Origin of the sequence: Rubrobacter marinus (genome assembly GCF_011492965.1) — a bacterium.
Classification (GTDB): domain Bacteria; phylum Actinomycetota; class Rubrobacteria; order Rubrobacterales; family Rubrobacteraceae; genus Rubrobacter_F; species Rubrobacter_F marinus.
Genome location: NZ_CP045121.1, coordinates 634102 through 648876, shown reverse-complemented (window position 1 = coordinate 648876; position 14775 = coordinate 634102). Strand labels below are relative to the sequence as shown.

Annotated in this window: 13 protein-coding genes; 8 read left to right on the top strand and 5 right to left on the bottom strand. The window is 69.4% G+C overall.

Translation table 11 applies throughout. The features are described from left to right. Positions 1–32: 32 nt before the first annotated feature. Genes GBA65_RS03265 through GBA65_RS03245 form a run of 5 tightly spaced genes read right to left on the bottom strand, consistent with a single transcriptional unit; the run spans position 33 to position 5541 of the window. Positions 33–1058, bottom strand: coding sequence for a sulfotransferase (locus tag GBA65_RS03265; protein ID WP_166395356.1), 1026 nt, complete (start codon positions 1056–1058; stop codon positions 33–35). A 9-nt stretch (positions 1059–1067) separates the two neighbouring features. Next, positions 1068–2360, bottom strand: coding sequence for a flippase (locus tag GBA65_RS03260; RefSeq protein WP_166395355.1), 1293 nt, complete (start codon positions 2358–2360; stop codon positions 1068–1070). Continuing rightward, positions 2353–3360, bottom strand: coding sequence for an NAD-dependent epimerase/dehydratase family protein (locus tag GBA65_RS03255; protein ID WP_166395354.1), 1008 nt, complete (start codon positions 3358–3360; stop codon positions 2353–2355). The genes GBA65_RS03260 and GBA65_RS03255 overlap by 8 nt, the downstream gene beginning before the upstream one ends. 7 nt (positions 3361–3367) lie before the next feature. Next, positions 3368–4516, bottom strand: coding sequence for an NAD-dependent epimerase/dehydratase family protein (locus tag GBA65_RS03250; protein WP_166395353.1), 1149 nt, complete (start codon positions 4514–4516; stop codon positions 3368–3370). 5 nt (positions 4517–4521) lie between these two features. Then, on the bottom strand, positions 4522–5541 hold the full coding sequence (locus tag GBA65_RS03245; RefSeq protein ID WP_166395352.1) for a polysaccharide biosynthesis protein: 1020 nt from the start codon (positions 5539–5541) through the stop codon (positions 4522–4524). 260 nt (positions 5542–5801) lie between these two features. Here GBA65_RS03245 and thrC point away from each other — a divergent pair, with 260 nt between their 5' ends. The 8 genes from thrC to GBA65_RS03205 all read left to right on the top strand — a co-directional run bounded on the left by thrC (position 5802) and on the right by GBA65_RS03205 (position 14485). Beyond that, a complete protein-coding gene (thrC, locus tag GBA65_RS03240; RefSeq protein WP_407691057.1) occupies positions 5802–6887 on the top strand; it encodes a threonine synthase in 1086 nt (361 codons plus the stop codon). Then, positions 6884–7816 (top strand): homoserine kinase, encoded by a 933-nt coding sequence (gene thrB / locus GBA65_RS03235; protein WP_166395350.1) that lies wholly within the window; start codon positions 6884–6886, stop codon positions 7814–7816. Before thrC ends, thrB begins: the two co-directional genes overlap by 4 nt. Before the next feature lie 102 nt (positions 7817–7918). Then, complete coding sequence (locus GBA65_RS03230; RefSeq protein WP_166395349.1) at positions 7919–8182, top strand: hypothetical protein; 264 nt, start codon at positions 7919–7921, stop codon at positions 8180–8182. 443 nt (positions 8183–8625) lie between these two features. Then, positions 8626–10302 carry a biosynthetic-type acetolactate synthase large subunit gene (gene ilvB / locus GBA65_RS03225; RefSeq protein ID WP_166398312.1) on the top strand — a complete coding sequence of 559 codons (1677 nt, stop codon included), beginning with the start codon at positions 8626–8628 and terminating at the stop codon, positions 10300–10302. After that, the gene (locus tag GBA65_RS03220; protein ID WP_166395348.1) at positions 10289–10765 is read left to right on the top strand and encodes a hypothetical protein; all 477 of its coding nucleotides are present in this window, start codon (positions 10289–10291) and stop codon (positions 10763–10765) included. The genes ilvB and GBA65_RS03220 overlap by 14 nt, the downstream gene beginning before the upstream one ends. 1 nt (position 10766) lies before the next feature. After that, positions 10767–11789, top strand: coding sequence for a ketol-acid reductoisomerase (gene ilvC / locus GBA65_RS03215; protein WP_166395347.1), 1023 nt, complete (start codon positions 10767–10769; stop codon positions 11787–11789). Next, positions 11789–12745, top strand: coding sequence for a branched-chain amino acid transaminase (locus GBA65_RS03210; protein WP_166395346.1), 957 nt, complete (start codon positions 11789–11791; stop codon positions 12743–12745). The genes ilvC and GBA65_RS03210 overlap by 1 nt, the downstream gene beginning before the upstream one ends. A 198-nt stretch (positions 12746–12943) precedes the next feature. Next, positions 12944–14485 carry a 2-isopropylmalate synthase gene (locus tag GBA65_RS03205; RefSeq protein ID WP_166395345.1) on the top strand — a complete coding sequence of 514 codons (1542 nt, stop codon included), beginning with the start codon at positions 12944–12946 and terminating at the stop codon, positions 14483–14485. Positions 14486–14775: the final 290 nt, after the last annotated feature.

Below are 14775 nucleotides of genomic sequence, written 5' to 3'. Positions count from 1 at the left end.
AGGGACGCAGGGGTGCTCTGGCCCCCACCTCTCTAGGTCAGGCGGTCCTTGAGGCGGAGAGCGGTCGTCCTGATCACGTACAGGAGCCGGACCGGGTTGCGCGCGAGGCGGCGCCAGCTTCCGACCCGCCGGGCGAGGGAGGAGACGTAGGAGGCCAGGAAGTCCCGATCGCGGAGGAGCGCGGGGAGCCCGGGCGCCTCCGCCCCGTAGCCGTGGCGCCGGAGGGATCGGCGGGCTCTGTACTCGAAGACGAGCCGGTCCCCGCGGCCGAGCTCGTCCCTCCAGGCGTCGACGCGGCCCCGCACGGCGCCCCCCGAGACCAGGCGGTGTATGGACCTCTCCTTCTCGGGCATGGCCTCGTAGTAGCCTTCGCCCTCGCCGGTGCTTCGCGGGGCCTCTTCGGGCAGGCCGAGGGAGCGCCTGAGGCGCCGGAGCTCGCCCTCCTCGTCGGCCATCAGGTCCTCGTAGCGGCATTCGAGGCAGCGCTCGGGGCGGGCGGCGCGGAAGGCGTCGACCCCGTCGACGAACCCGGACCACACGCGGGCGACGGCGAGGGGGTCGCGGGCCATGCGCTCGCCCTCGCCGTAGGGGCGCACGGCGTTCAGGCCCGAGTTGAGGACGGCGCGTCCGTCCCGGATCACGTGCAGGAACCGGGCCTCCGGGAGCTCGCGCGAGATCGCGTTGACCAGAAACCCGCTGCCGCCCTCCTTGACGACCCAGACCCGAGCCCCCGGCTTCTTCTCCGCGAAGTACGCCCCCAGGATCGCGCGCGCGACCTCCCCGACGCCGTAGGCGCCGCCGGGCTTCAGGTGCTCCGAGAGCGCCGCGCGCGAGAGCCCGAGGTTCGCGAACCGGGCCTCGTTCTCCAGCATCCCGTAGACCTCGCCGGGGCCGGCGGCCCTGCGGAGCTCCCCCTTCTTCAGGAGCAGCGTCCGCATGAACGCGCTCTCGACCGTGACGCCGACGTCCCCGTAGCGGTCCAGCCTGGAGGAGAGGAACGTGGAGCCGGAGCGGGAGAAGTAGGCGAGAAACAGGATCTGGGGCGTGTCGGGCACCATGCGGCCGGATTATGAGTAGGCGCGCCCCGAAAGTCCATACTGCCAGAGGTTGAGGGCCGCGACGCTCGTCGCCGTGACGACGGCCGCGCCCACGGCGCCGTAGATCGGCACCACGACGAGGCAGCCGACCACCGTCGCGACGGCGGCCACCGCGAGCGTCGCGGCGAAGGCCCTCTCGCGGCCGGTCATGAGGAGCGCGAAGCCCACCGGGCCCGTCGCGGCGTTGACGAGCTGGCCGAGCGCCAGGATCCTCAACACCGGCGCGGCCTCGACGAAGCCGGGCCCGAAGAAGCCGAGCAGAAACTCGGGGAACAGGAGCACGACCACGGCGGGCGGCAGGGCGCCCAGGCCCCCGAGCAGCATGGCGCGGTGCTGCAGGCTCCTCGCTTGACGCCTCCTGCCGCCGTGGTACGCGGCGGAGATCATGGGCACCACGACCGCGTTGACGGCGCTCAGGGAGAAGGTTATGAGGATGGCGATGCGCGCCGCCGCGTTGTACAGGCCCACGGTCTCGTCGCTCGCCAGGGTGCCGAGCACGAGCACGTCCGCCCGGTTCATCAGCATCTGGTTGAGCCCGCCGAAGGCCATGGGCAGGGCCACGGCCATCCACGCCCGGTACCGGTACTCGGGCTTCGCCTCCCGCGCCTCGTCGGGGAGGCTCCTGAGCAGCCACCAGGAGCTCAGGGCGAAGACCAGCAGGGCCGAGGCGAAGTAGGCGAGCACGATCCCCGACACCCCGATGCCCCCGAGCGCGAGCACCAGGAGCAGCACCCCGGCCACGGCCCCCACCGGCAGGACGACCTCCTCCAGCACGATGCTCGCCTTGAGCTTGCCCAGGGCGCGCAGCGCCTTGCGCCTCAGGCCGACGAAGGCGACCAGCGGCAGGAGGAGCGCCGCGTAGCGCAGGCCCGTCGCGGCGTCGCCGGGGACGAGGTAAGAGAGGCCCAGGAGGACCAGCGAGATCGCCAGGGAGACGACGAGCGTGGTCTGGTAGGCTCGCCTCAGGGCGCCCTGCAGGAGACCCCAGCGCCCGAGCTCCAGGTACTCGGAGACGAACCTCAGGAGGGCCGTGGGCCACCCCAGGGGCGCCACGATCCCGAGCACCGCCGTGATCGCCAGCGCGTACGAGAAGCTCCCGTAGCCCCCCTCCCCCACGGCTCGCGCGAAGACGGCGTGCATCAGGAACAGGAGCCCGACCCCGGCGCCGTGCAGCACGAACGCCTCCACGGCCCCGCGCTTCAGGCGGGAGAAGACGCTCCGCTCGGGGCTCGCGGAGCCCGGCCCGTCGGCGCCCCTATCCATCCCCATCCGCGCCCGGCACCGGGCGCGCCGAACGGGCGAAATAACGCACCGTGCGCCTCAGGCCCTCGTCCAGCCCCACCTCGGCCCGCCAGCCCAGCACGCGCCTCGCCTTCGAGGTGTCCGAGTAGTTGCGCATGACCTCCTTGAAGGGCGGAGCGGTGTTGCGGACCTCCACCCCCTCGACCCCCTCGGCGGCGAGCGCCGGCACCAGCTTCTCGACGAGCTCCCCGACGGTGGTCTCGGCGTTCGTGGCTACCTGAAAGGTCTCCCCGGCGGCCCCGTCGACGGTGGCGGCGAGCCTCACGGCCCGGATGAGATCGTCCACGTAGATGAAGTCCCGCGTCTGAGTGCCGTCCCCGTAGACCTGCAGGATCTCCCCCGACATCGCCCGCTTCACGAACTTGGCGACCACGCTCCCCTTGTGCCCGGAGCCCGGACCGTAGACGTTGCCGAAGCGCAGGGCGACCGTCCCGACCCCGTACGTCTTGAAGTACGCCGAGCAGTAGCCCTCGCCCGCGAGCTTGCTCGCCCCGTACGGGGAGACCGGATGCGGCGGTATCTCCTCGTGTATCGGCGGCTCGACCTCCCCGACCGGCGCCCCGCTGGAGGCGAAGACGAAGCGCTCGACGTCGTTGTGTCTGGCGGCCTCCAGGTAGTTGAGCGTCCCGAGGACGTTCGTCACGCAATCCCCGCGCGGGTCCTCGACCGAGGGACCGACCCCCGTGTTCGCCGCGAAGTGGACGACCACGTCCGCGCCGCGCGCCGCCCGGAGCGCCAGCCCCTCGTCCAGGATGTCCCCGACGACGAGCTCGACGCCCGCCCCGGAGAAGGGGCCGTCCGCCGTCCCCTCGGAGAAGCCGCCCGAGGCCTCCTCGAGGTCTCCCCTGGCCCCGACCGCGAGGTTGTCCACCACTCGCACCGAGTGTCCGCCCTCGCGGACGAGGTCGCGCACCAGCGAGGTGCCCAGAAACCCGCAGCCACCGGTGACGAGCCAGTTCAAGGTTCGGCTACGACCAGCGGACGCGCGGCAGGATCTTGCGCCCGTCGATCCTGTCCTTGTACTCCAGGACCTTCTCCAGCATCTCCGCGACCACGTCGTCCGTCATGTAGTGCGGCTCCAGGCCGAGGTCCAGAAGCCCCGAGTGCTGCGGGTTGTAGTAATGCTCCTCGAGCTCCTTGCGCGGGTTCTCGATGGATTTGATCTCCACGTCGAGCCCCATCCCGTTCCCGACCCGCCGCACCTTCTCGGCCAGCTCGTTCACGCTGAACGTCTCGGTGAACTGGTTGAGGATGCGTAAGGAACCCTTCTCGACCGGGTTGTTCATCGCGAGCTCGACGCACTGCAGGGTGTCCTTGAGGTTCAGGTAGCCCCGGACCTGCCCGCCCTTCCCGTAGACCGTCAGCGGGATGCCCGCGACGGCCTGCACCAGGAAGCGGTTGACGACGGTCCCGAAGATGTCGTCGTAGTGGAAGTTCGGGAGCAGGCGGTCGTCCTGGTCCGACTCTTCGGTGGAGAGGCCGTAGACGGGGCCCTGCATGAGGTCGGTGACGCGCAGGCCGTGGGTGCGGACGTAGAACCACAGGAGGTCGGTGTCGAGGACCTTTGTGGTGTGGTAGAGGCTCCCGGCCTGGCGGGGGTAGAGGAAGTTCTGCTTGCGGCCCTTGTGCTCGACCTCCAGCCACCCCTCCTCGATGTCTATGTTCGGGGTGCCGTACTCGCCCATCGTGCCGAGCTTGATGATGTGGCACTCCGGGGCGTGCTCCATGACCGCCCAGATCACGTTCAGCGTCGTCTCCAGGTTGTTGGAGAGGGTGAGGCGGGCCGAGTCGAAGTCGATCATCGAGTAGGGCGCCGAGGGCTGCTCGGCGTAGTGGATCACGACCTCCGGCCCGAAGCTCTTGAAGACGTCCGAGATCGTGCGGTAGTCGGTGCAGTCCCCGATCACGGTCCAGATCGTCTCGCCGGCGACGGACTTCCAGATCTCCGCCCGGTCGTTGAGGTTGGGGTTGGGCATGAGCGCCTCGGACGAGGTCGCCACGGCGAGGTGGCGCCTGAGGTAGTTGTCCACCACGCAGACCTCGTGCCCCTTGTTGGCGTAGGCCATCGCCGTCGGCCAGCCCAGGTATCCGTCCCCACCGAGGATGAGTACGCGCATGCTCTCTATTCTCCTTCCAGCAGACGGTGTCGCCTGAGGTACTCCCGCAGCGCCTCGCGCCGCATGGGCTTCTCGTTCGCCGAGTTGTACGGCCGGTCCACGTCCTTCGCCTCGACGCCGGGGTAGGAGTACTCGACGTCCGTGTACAGGGACTTGAACGCCGGCACCACGACAAAGTAACGCTGGAGCTCCAGCGTTCGCCGGGTCTCCTCGTCGTTCATCAGCTCCTCGTAGAGCTTCTCTCCGGCTTTAGAGCCGATGACCTTGACTGGCACCGGCCCGTCCGGGGAGAGCTCCTCGCTCATCACCTCGGCCAGATCCGCGATGCGCAAGACCTGCATCTTCGTCACGAAGACCTCGCCGCCCATAGCCAGAAAGACCGACTCCATCACGAGGCGGACCGCCTCCTCCAACGTCATGATAAAGCGCGTCATCTCCGGGTCGGTCAGGGTAACGGGGCCGCCCTTCTTGATCTGTCGCTTGAAGATCGGGATCACCGACCCCCGGCTCCCGAGCACGTTCCCGAAGCGCGTGGAGGCGAAGATCGGCCGCTCGCCGCGCCTGACGGCGTTGGCCGCCGTCATCAGCCGCTCGCCCATGAGCTTCGAGGTTCCCATGACGTTCGTCGGGTTGACGGCCTTGTCGGAGGAGGTGAACAGGACCCGCTCGACGTCGTTCTGGAGCGCGGCGTCGATCACGTTCTGCGTGCCGATGATGTTGGTCTGGACGGCGTCGCGCGGCGACTCCTCGCAGAGCAGGACGTGCTTGAGCGCGGCGGCGTGCAGGATGACGTCGACCCCTTGCGTCTTGCGTATGAGGCTGTCGCGGTCCCTGAGGTCCCCGAGGGAGAAGCGCACCCGCGAGTCCTCGCGGTACTCCTCGTTCAGGAAGAAGAGCTCGCTCTCGTTGTTGTCGAGGCCCGTGACCTCGCCCGGCCCCTGCGCGACCACCTGGCTCAGAAGCTCCCGGCCAACCGTCCCGCAGACGCCGGTAATAAGGACCCTCTTCTCTCTCCACCCATCCACGAAAATACCCGTAACCTCTTCTTCTGATCCCACACGAGCGGCCCGAATCCGGCGCCTCCGTAGCCTACAGCATGGCCCCGCGGAAGCAAACGGGAGACGACCATGCAAGAGCGCTATCCTTCGAAGTACGTAGGGTCCAGGTCCCCTTCCTTGATGCGGCGAGCCCCGCCGTGGTAGTTTTGCGGCGCGCGGTGCTTATCCGAACAGTCCCCGAACGCTCCGAAGCGGGCCCGGGGGCGATCTCCACGAAAGGCAGGATCTTGACCGTCCAGACGCCGACCGGCCGGCAGGGGGTAATAAAGAGGTACCGCGACAAGCTGCCCGAGATCCCGGGCTGGGCGATCTCCACTCTGGGCGAGGGCGACACCCCCCTTATAGAGGCCCCGCGAATCTCCGCCAGGATAGGCGCCCGCCTCTACCTCAAGTTCGAGGGGATGAACCCCACGGCCTCCTTCAAGGACCGCGGCATGACGGTCGCCCTGAGCCGCGCGGTCGCCGACGGGAACACGGCCGTGATCTGCGCCTCGACCGGCAACACCGCCGCCGCGGCCTCCGCCTACGCGGCACGAGCCGGCCTCACCTGCTTCGTCGTCGTCCCGGCCGGCAAGATAGCCCTCGGCAAGGCCGTGCAGGTCCTCGCCCACGGCGCGAAAATCGTCCAGATCGACGGCAACTTCGACGCCGCCCTCAAGCTCTGCCAGCGCGCGGAGCGCGACCTCGGAACCGTCGCCCTCGTGAACTCCGTGAACCCCGACCGCATCGAGGGCCAGAAGACGGCGGCCTTCGAGGTCGCCGAGACGCTCGGCCGCCCGCCGGACGCCCTCGCCCTCCCCGTCGGCAACGCCGGCAACATCACCGCTTACTGGAAGGGCTTCAAGGAGTGGCGCGAGGCCGGCCACGCCGACTCCGCGCCGCGCATGCTCGGCTTCCAGGCCGAGGGCGCCTCCCCGCTCGTCGCCGGCCACGACTTCGAGAACCCCGAGACGGTGGCGAGCGCCATCCGCATCGGGGCTCCGGCGAGCAAGAAGGGGGCCCTCGGCGCGGTGAGCGAGTCGGGCGGCCTTATAGAGAGCGTCACGGACGAGGAGATCCTGGAGGCCCAGGGCCTGCTCGCAAGCTCGGAGGGGGTCTTCTGCGAGCCGGCGAGCGCCGCCGGGGTCGCGGGGCTCCTGAAGCTCGCGAAGGAGGGGCGCGCGCCCGAAGGCGTCGTGGTCGCCGTCCTCACGGGGCACGGGCTGAAGGATCCGGACGTGATCCTGAACAGGACGCGCCTGCCGGAGCCTATCCCGGCGACCTTCGACGCGCTCGTGGAGACGATGCAACGGGTGGAGCCCGAAGCCCGGTGATCTCCGTCCGCGTCCCGGCCACCTCGGCGAACCTCGGCCCGGGCTACGACGCGGTCGGCCTCGCGCTCTCGCTCTCCATGCGCATAAGCCTGGAGCGGGCGCCCCAGCCCCTCGTCGAGGTCCACGGCGTCGGCGCCGACCTCGTCCCCAGGGGCACCGACCACCCCGCCTACAGGGCCGCCCGGTTCGTCGCCCGGGAGCTCGGCGAGTCCGACGCGCACTTCCACCTCGTCCAGGAGAACGACATCCCCCCCGCCCGCGGCCTCGGGGGCTCGGCCGCCGCCCTCGTCGGGGGCGCCGTCGCCGCGAACGACCTGCTCGGCCGCGCGATGGCCCCTCCGGACCTCCTCAACCTCGTCTGCGACCTCGACGGCCACCCGGACAACGCCGCCCCCGCCCTCCTCGGCGGCCTCGTCATCGGCACCCTCACCCCCGAGGGGATCAGGAGCGTGCGCCTGGAGCCGAAGGGCCTCAAGGCCGTCGTCGCCGTCCCGGACTTCGAGGTCTCGACCGCCGCCGCCCGCTACGCCCTGCCGGACTCGGTCCCCCACCGCGACGCCGCCTTCAACGTCGGCCGCGCGGGGCTCCTCCTGGGCGCGCTCGCGACCGGCGAGTACGGCCTCCTGCGCGTGGCGATGCAGGACAAGCTCCACCAGCCCTACCGCTCGCACCTCATCCCCGGCCTCGAGGACGTCATAGAGGCCGCCTGCCGGAACGGCGCCTACGGCTCCTGCCTCTCCGGCTCGGGCCCCACCGTCCTCGCCTTCGCCCCCGAGGAGCACGCCGACCGCATAGCCCGGGCCATGCACGCGACCTTCGAGGAGCGCGGCATCGAGGCCCAGGCGTGGGCCCTCGACGTCGACCTCGCCGGCGCCAGGGTCGAGCCGCCGGGCGAGGTCGCCGCCCCGAGCCCCGTGGCGGTCACCTGATCTTCTCGCAGGGTTAGAGAGGCCGCCCGGGCCGCCCGCATCGTTTGCGACGATGTCTCGCGGGTACAGGTGCGTCTTGCCAGCGAGCGAAAGGTGGGCGCCATGTCCGAGCGGGACCGGGTGCAACGGCAAGAAGACTCCATCAAGGTCCGGCGCGTGACCGATTTTCACGCGGACTTCGACGAGGCGGAGCCGGGCCAGCCCGGCGCCTTCTACTTCCAGTTTATCCTCGACGACGGCGCCGACGAGCACGTGATGCGCCCGAACGTGGACGACGGGAGGCTGCTCTACAACCTCATCACCTCGGCCGAGACCATGTACTTCGACACCGAGCGCAACCGCCTCATGCTGCGCAAGGTCGAGTAGGAGGGGTTGGCCCCCACCGCGCGCCCCGGTCCGGGACGCGCGCAGCAGCGGCACGAGCCGGACGGTGCGGAGCTATGTGCAGCTTGACAGGGACGCCGGACCGGATAATCTCCTTGCCACTTGAGAGCGAGTTAGCTGGGAAGTTTTTTGACCGCAGTTTCTGAGAACGGGCAGATGGAGGTCTCGGGGTTCGAGCCCAACGCTGCCTGCCTGCTCGCTCCCCCATTCACCCACGAGTAACCAAGGGTGTCCCCCGCATCGCCCTACGACTAATTACGTGGGCGAGCCGGGGCGACACCGTCCGGCTCGCCTAGGCCGAAAGCGGGGTTTCCCGCCTCTTCGGTAAGGGTTTTCGAACTGGCTCTAGACTCGTAAGGGATGGGAAATTCGTGGAGAACACCGCTTTCAATATCGAATACAAGCCGCGCACGGGCAGCGAGGCGATGTGCGAGGCCCTGCTGGACGAGGGGGTCGAGTACCTCTTCGGTTACCCGGGTGGCGCGATCATGCCTTTCTACGACGCCCTCCCGGACTACCCGCTAAAGCACATCCTGGTGCGCCACGAACAGGCCGCCGCCCACGCCGCCGACGGCTACGCGAGGGCGACGGGCAAGGTCGGGGTGTGCATCGCGACGAGCGGCCCCGGAGCGACGAACATCGTCACCGGGCTCGCCACCGCGCAGATGGACTCGGTCCCGCTCGTGGCGATCACGGGCCAGGTCGGCAGGCCGGCCCTCGGCAAGGACTCCTTCCAGGAGACGAACGTCATGGGGATGACCCTGCCGTTCACCAAGCACTCCTTCCTCGTCGAGGACCCGGACGAACTCTACCCGACGATGCGGCGGGCGTTCGATATCGCGCGTAGCGGCAGGCCCGGGCCCGTCCTCGTGGACGTGCCCAAGGACGTGCAGTTCGCCGCCTGCGAGAACCACGGCTACCGGCGCCTCAGGGAGGTCCCGGAGTCCGTCGCGAGCCCGGCGCTCGAGGCGGCGGCGGCGCTCCTGAGGAAGGCGCGGCGCCCCCTCATCCTCGCGGGGCACGGCATCACGCTCTCGGGGGCCGAGATGGAGCTGAGGCTCCTGGCCGAGAGGACCGGGGTGCCGGTGGTGACGACGCTGCTGGGCCTCAGCGCCTTCCCCGAGGACCACCCGCTGTACATCGGGTGGCCGGGGATGCACGGGGCGGCGAGCGTCAACCGGGCGATCGACCGCTCCGACCTGCTCTTCGCCGTCGGGATGAGATTCGATGACCGGATCACGGGCGCCGTCGACAAGTTCGCCCCGAACGCCAAGATCGTGCACATCGACGTCGACCCCTCGGAGCTCGGCAAGGTCGTCAGGCCAACGGTCGGGATCGCGGCGGACGCGAAGGCCGCCCTCAGGGGCGTGCTCTCTCACTTCGAGGACGCGGAGGAGCGGGAGGACGACGCCAGGGTCCCGTGGCGCGAGGAGATCGCGAAGAGCCAGGAGGGCGAGAAGCGGCGCGAGGAGGGGGCGAGCGGGGAGTACGGCCCGATCCGCATCCTGCGCGCCATAAAGGAGATCGCGGGCGAGGAGACGAGGCTCGTCACCGACGTCGGCCAGCACCAGATGTGGGCGGCGAAGTTCTTCCCGTTCACCAAGAAGAACAGCCACATCACGAGCGGGGGCCTCGGCACGATGGGCTTCGCGCTGCCGGCGGCGATGGGTGTGGCGTTCGCCTACCCGGACGAGCCGGTCTGGGTCGTCGCCGGGGACGGCGGCTTCCAGATGAACGTGCAGGAGCTCGCCACCATCCGCGACAACGGGCTGAACATAAAGGTCGCCGTCCTCAACAACGGCTACCTCGGCATGGTGCGCCAGTGGCAGCAGTTCTTCCACAACCGCCGCTACTCCGAGACGCCGATGACCGGCCCGGACTACGAGAAGTTCGCGGCGGCCTACGGTCTCCACGGCAAGACCGTCAAGCCCGGGGACGACATCGAGGCGGCGATCCGGTGGGCCGAGGGTCAGGACGGCTGCACCATCATCGACTTCCACATCGACCCCGAGGCGAACGTGTACCCCATGATCCCGAGCGGGATGAGCGTCCACGAGATGATCGAGGAGAGCGAAAGCAGCGCCGCGTATGGCGGCGCCTAGGTCTCAGGGGGAGGCGCAGACCCTCAACGCGGTGGAGGTCCGCCTCTCCGGCGGGATGCTCGCCCTCGTGCGCTTCCTCATGACGCTCCAGAACAAGCGGATGCCCGTCGCCCGGTTCACTGTAGGCCGCGAGGAGGGCTCGCAGGGTGAGATCTTCCGGGTGACGATCCTCCTCGACTGCCCGCCCGAGTCCTCCCGCCGCTACGCGACGCTCCTCTCCGCCCTCGAAGACGTGGAGGAGATCGAGGAGGACGGCGAGACCCTGGAGGTCGCGCTGCTCAAGGTAAGTGGCGCGATACTCGGCGAGGTACCGGCGGGGATCGGGCTGCACGAGGAGGGCGGGACGGTCGTGGCGACAGGGCCCACCGGGAAACTGGACGCCTGGCTCGCTAGTATGGGGAACGACGTAAAGGACGCGGTTAGGCTCGGGCCGGTGGCCCGGCCGGGGACTGGAGGCGCATAAGATGGCTCGGGTATACCGGGAAGGTGACATAGGCAACGAGATCATGCAGCGCAAGGTCGCGATCCTGGGCTACGGGAGCCAGGGCCACGCCCACGCGCTGAACCTCAAGGACTCCGGCTGCGAGGTCGCGGTCGGGCTCTACGAGGGGAGCAAGAGCAAGGCGAAGGCCGAGTCCGACGGGCTGCAGGTCATGACGACGGCCGACGCGACGCGCTGGGCCGACGTGGTAATGCTGCTGCTACCGGACGAGAAGCAGCCGGCCGTGTACAGGAGCGAGGTCGAGCCGAACCTCTCCGAGGGGATGCTCGTCCTCTTCGCCCACGGCTTCAACATCCACTTCAACCAGATCCAGGTCCCGCCGCACGTGGACCTCGGGCTCGTCGCGCCGAAGGGGCCGGGGCACGTCCTCAGGCGGCTGTACGTCGAGGGCAAGGGGATGCCTTCCCTCTTCGCGGTCGCCAACGACGCCTCCGGCGAGGCGCGAGACGTGATCCTCTCCTACGCCCGCGGCATCGGGAGCGGGCGGGCCGGGATCATCGAGACCACCTTCGAGGAGGAGACGGAGACGGACCTCTTCGGGGAGCAGGCGGTCCTCTGCGGCGGCCTGAGCGCTCTGTTGAAGGCCGGCTTCGACACGCTCGTCGAGGCGGGCTACCAGCCGGAGCTCGCGTACTACGAGTGCGTCAACGAGCTGAAGCTGATCGTGGACCTCATCTACGAGGGCGGCCTCGCGGGGATGCGCTACTCCATCTCCAACACGGCCGAGTACGGCGACTACACCGCCGGTCCCAAGGTCATCGACGAGGGGACGAAGGATCGGATGCGCGAGATCCTCGCGAACATCCAGAGCGGGAAGTTCGCCCGCGACTGGGTGCTGGAGAACCAGGCCGGCGGGGCCTCGTTCCTCGCCCAGCGCCGCCGCGAGGCCGCGCTGCCGGTCGAGAAGGTCGGGGCGGAGCTGAGGGCGCTCGCCGCGGAGGGGGCGGAGGCGGCGGCCGGTAGCCCGGCGGGGGGCCAGAGCTGATGGCCGGCACCGCTTTCACCGCGAACGACGCGGAGTGGGCCTACCACGGCGGCGAGTTCGTCAAGATGGGCGACATAAGGCTCTCGCCCGCCACGCACGCCCTGAACTACGGCACGGGGGTCTTCGAGGGCATCCGGGCGTACTGGAACGAGAGCAAGGGGACCTTGCAGGTCCTGAAGCTCAGGGAGCACTATGAGCGGTTCGAGAAGTCCTGCCGCATCCTGCACCTCGACCTCGTGCCGTCGGTCGACGAGCTCTGCGAGATAACCCTGGAGATTCTGAAGAGGAACGCCCCGCGCGAGGACACGTACATCCGTCCGCTCGCGTACAAGGCCGCCCCGGCCGTCGGGGTGAACCTCAGGGGGCCGACGGAGCTCTCGATCTTCACGGTGCCGATGGGTAACTACGTCGAGCTCACGGGCCTCAGGTGCGCCGTCTCGGGCTGGCGGCGGTCGTCCGACAACGCGATACCGGCGCGGGCCAAGACCACGGGCTCGTACATCAACACGGCGCTCGCGGTGGATGCGGCGCACCGGGCGGGCTACGACGACGCCATCTTCCTCACGCAGGCGGGCTTCGTCTCCGAGGCGAGCGCGGCCAACATCTTTATCGTGAGGAAGGGCGGGCTCGTCACGCCGCCGGTCACGGCGGACATCCTGGAGGGGATCACGCGCGACGCGGTCATGGAGATCGCGGAGAAGGACCTCGGGATGGCTACCACGGAGCGCGACGTCGGCCGGACGGAGCTGTACGCCGCCGACGAGGTCTTTCTGACGGGGACGGGCTTCCAGATCGCGCCGGTCACGGAGATCGACGATCGGAAGGTCGGGACGGGCGAGATGGGCCCGGTCGCGAGCCGCTTGCAGGAGCTCTATTTCGGGGCCGCGCGCGGCGAGAACCCCGATTACGCCGGCTGGACCGTCGCGGTGGAGGTTGCGGAGGGGGCGAGGCAGTGAGATACTGCCTCCCTCACGTGAAGGAGTCCGTTTAACATCTTGCGCTTCACCCCCGTCATCCTACGACTAACCAGGGTGGTCGCCGGGCGAATTATCCGTCCCGGCTTCTAGCGCCGGGTTTTCACGCCCGCGGCCACCAAGCATCAGCCGCAAGTCTATTTCCAGTCTAGAACTTCAGCGTAGGAGGACGACAAGAATATGCGTCGCGTAGAGATCTTCGACACCACCCTGCGAGACGGCGAGCAGTCGCCCGGGATCTCGCTCAGCGTAGAAGAGAAGGTAGAGATCGCGCACCAGCTCGCGCGGCTCAAGGTAGACGTGATCGAGGCCGGTTTCCCGATCACCTCGGAGGGAGACTTCGAGTCGGTCAGCCGGATCGCCTCGGAGGTGAAGGGCCCCCGCATCGCGGGCCTCGCGCGCATCCACGAGGCGGACATCGAGAGGGCCTGGGAGGCGGTGCAGTGGTCGAGCAGGCCGCGCATCCACACCTTCGTCGGCACCTCCGACCTCCACATCGAGCACCAGATGCGCTCGAACAAAGGGGAGATCCTGGCGGGGGCGGACCGGGCGGTGCGGCACGCGAAGAGCCTCTGCGAGAACGTCGAGTTCTCCCCGATGGACGCGACGAGGACGGAGATCGGGTTCCTCTCAGAAGTCGTCGCCGCGGCGGTCGAGGCCGGGGCGGACGTGATCAACATCGCGGACACGGTCGGCTACACGACCCCGGTCGAGTTCTCGCGGTTTCTGACGGAGCTTCAGGAGCGGGTGCCGGAGCTCAAGAACCGCATCCTCTCCGTCCACTGCCACGACGACCTGGGCCTCGCGGTGGCGAACAGCCTCGCGGGGGTTGGGGTAGGGGCGCGCCAGATCGAGGTCGCGGTGAACGGGATCGGGGAGCGGGCCGGGAACGCCTCGCTGGAGGAGGTCGTGATGGCGCTCGCGACGCGCTCCGACCACTACGGCACCGAGGTCGGGGTGGACACCCGCCAGCTCGCGAACACGTCGCGCATGGTCTCCAACGTCACCGGCTACGAGGTGCCGCCGAACAAGGCGGTCGTCGGCCGGAACGCGTTCCTGCACGAGTCCGGCATCCACCAGGACGGCGTCCTGAAGGACCGCAGGACGTTCGAGATCATGACGCCCAAGGACATCGGCCTCGAGGGGACGAACATCTTCCTCGGCAAGCACTCGGGGCGCCACGCCCTGAAGGACGCCCTGGAGGAGCTCGGCTACACGCTCGAAGGCGAGGTTCTCAAGCGCGCCTTCGTCCGGTTCAAGGAGATCGCCGACCACAAAAAGACCGTGACGGCGGCGGACCTCGAGGCGATAGCGGCCGACGAGGTCGGCTCCTTCGAGGGCAAGTTCGTCCTCGACTCGTTCCGGGTGGTCGCGGCGACGGGCCGTCAGAGCCGGGCGGCGGTGACGATCTCGCACCAGGACCACGGCGTCTTCGAGGCCGAGGCCGAGGGCGAGGGCCCGGTGGACGCGGTCTTCCGCGCCATCGACGCGGCGACGAACATCAAGGGCCGCCTGACGGACTTCCGCATCGACGCGGTGACCGGCGGCAAGGACGCGCTGGGTGAGGTCCGGATCACGGTCGACTTCGAGGGCGCCGAGTACGCCGGGCGCGGGCTCTCTCAGGACGTGGTCGAGGGGGCGGCGCGCGCCTACGTGCGGGCGGTCAACGTGTACACGGCCGGCAGGGTCGGCGCCACGCGCACCCCGCAGGTCACCCCCTAGCGTCCCCTTGCAGGCCCCCGTCGCCCTCCCCGGATACGAGCGCCTGGCCGGTAAGATCCCGGTCGTGTTCGCGCCGCGCCTCCGGACCCGGGCACGGGAGCTTTTCGTGCTCCTGAAGGACGGCGCCGACGCCCTCTCGGGTATCCTCGAAACCGGGCCGCCAGACCTGGAGGCGCTGCTCGTCGCGGAAGGGGACTGGGCGGAAGCGCCGAGGGAGGGGAGGCGCGCCTACCCGCGCGGCCTCCCCTACTTCACCCGCTCCGTCCGGCCCCCGGCGCTCGTGCTGCCAG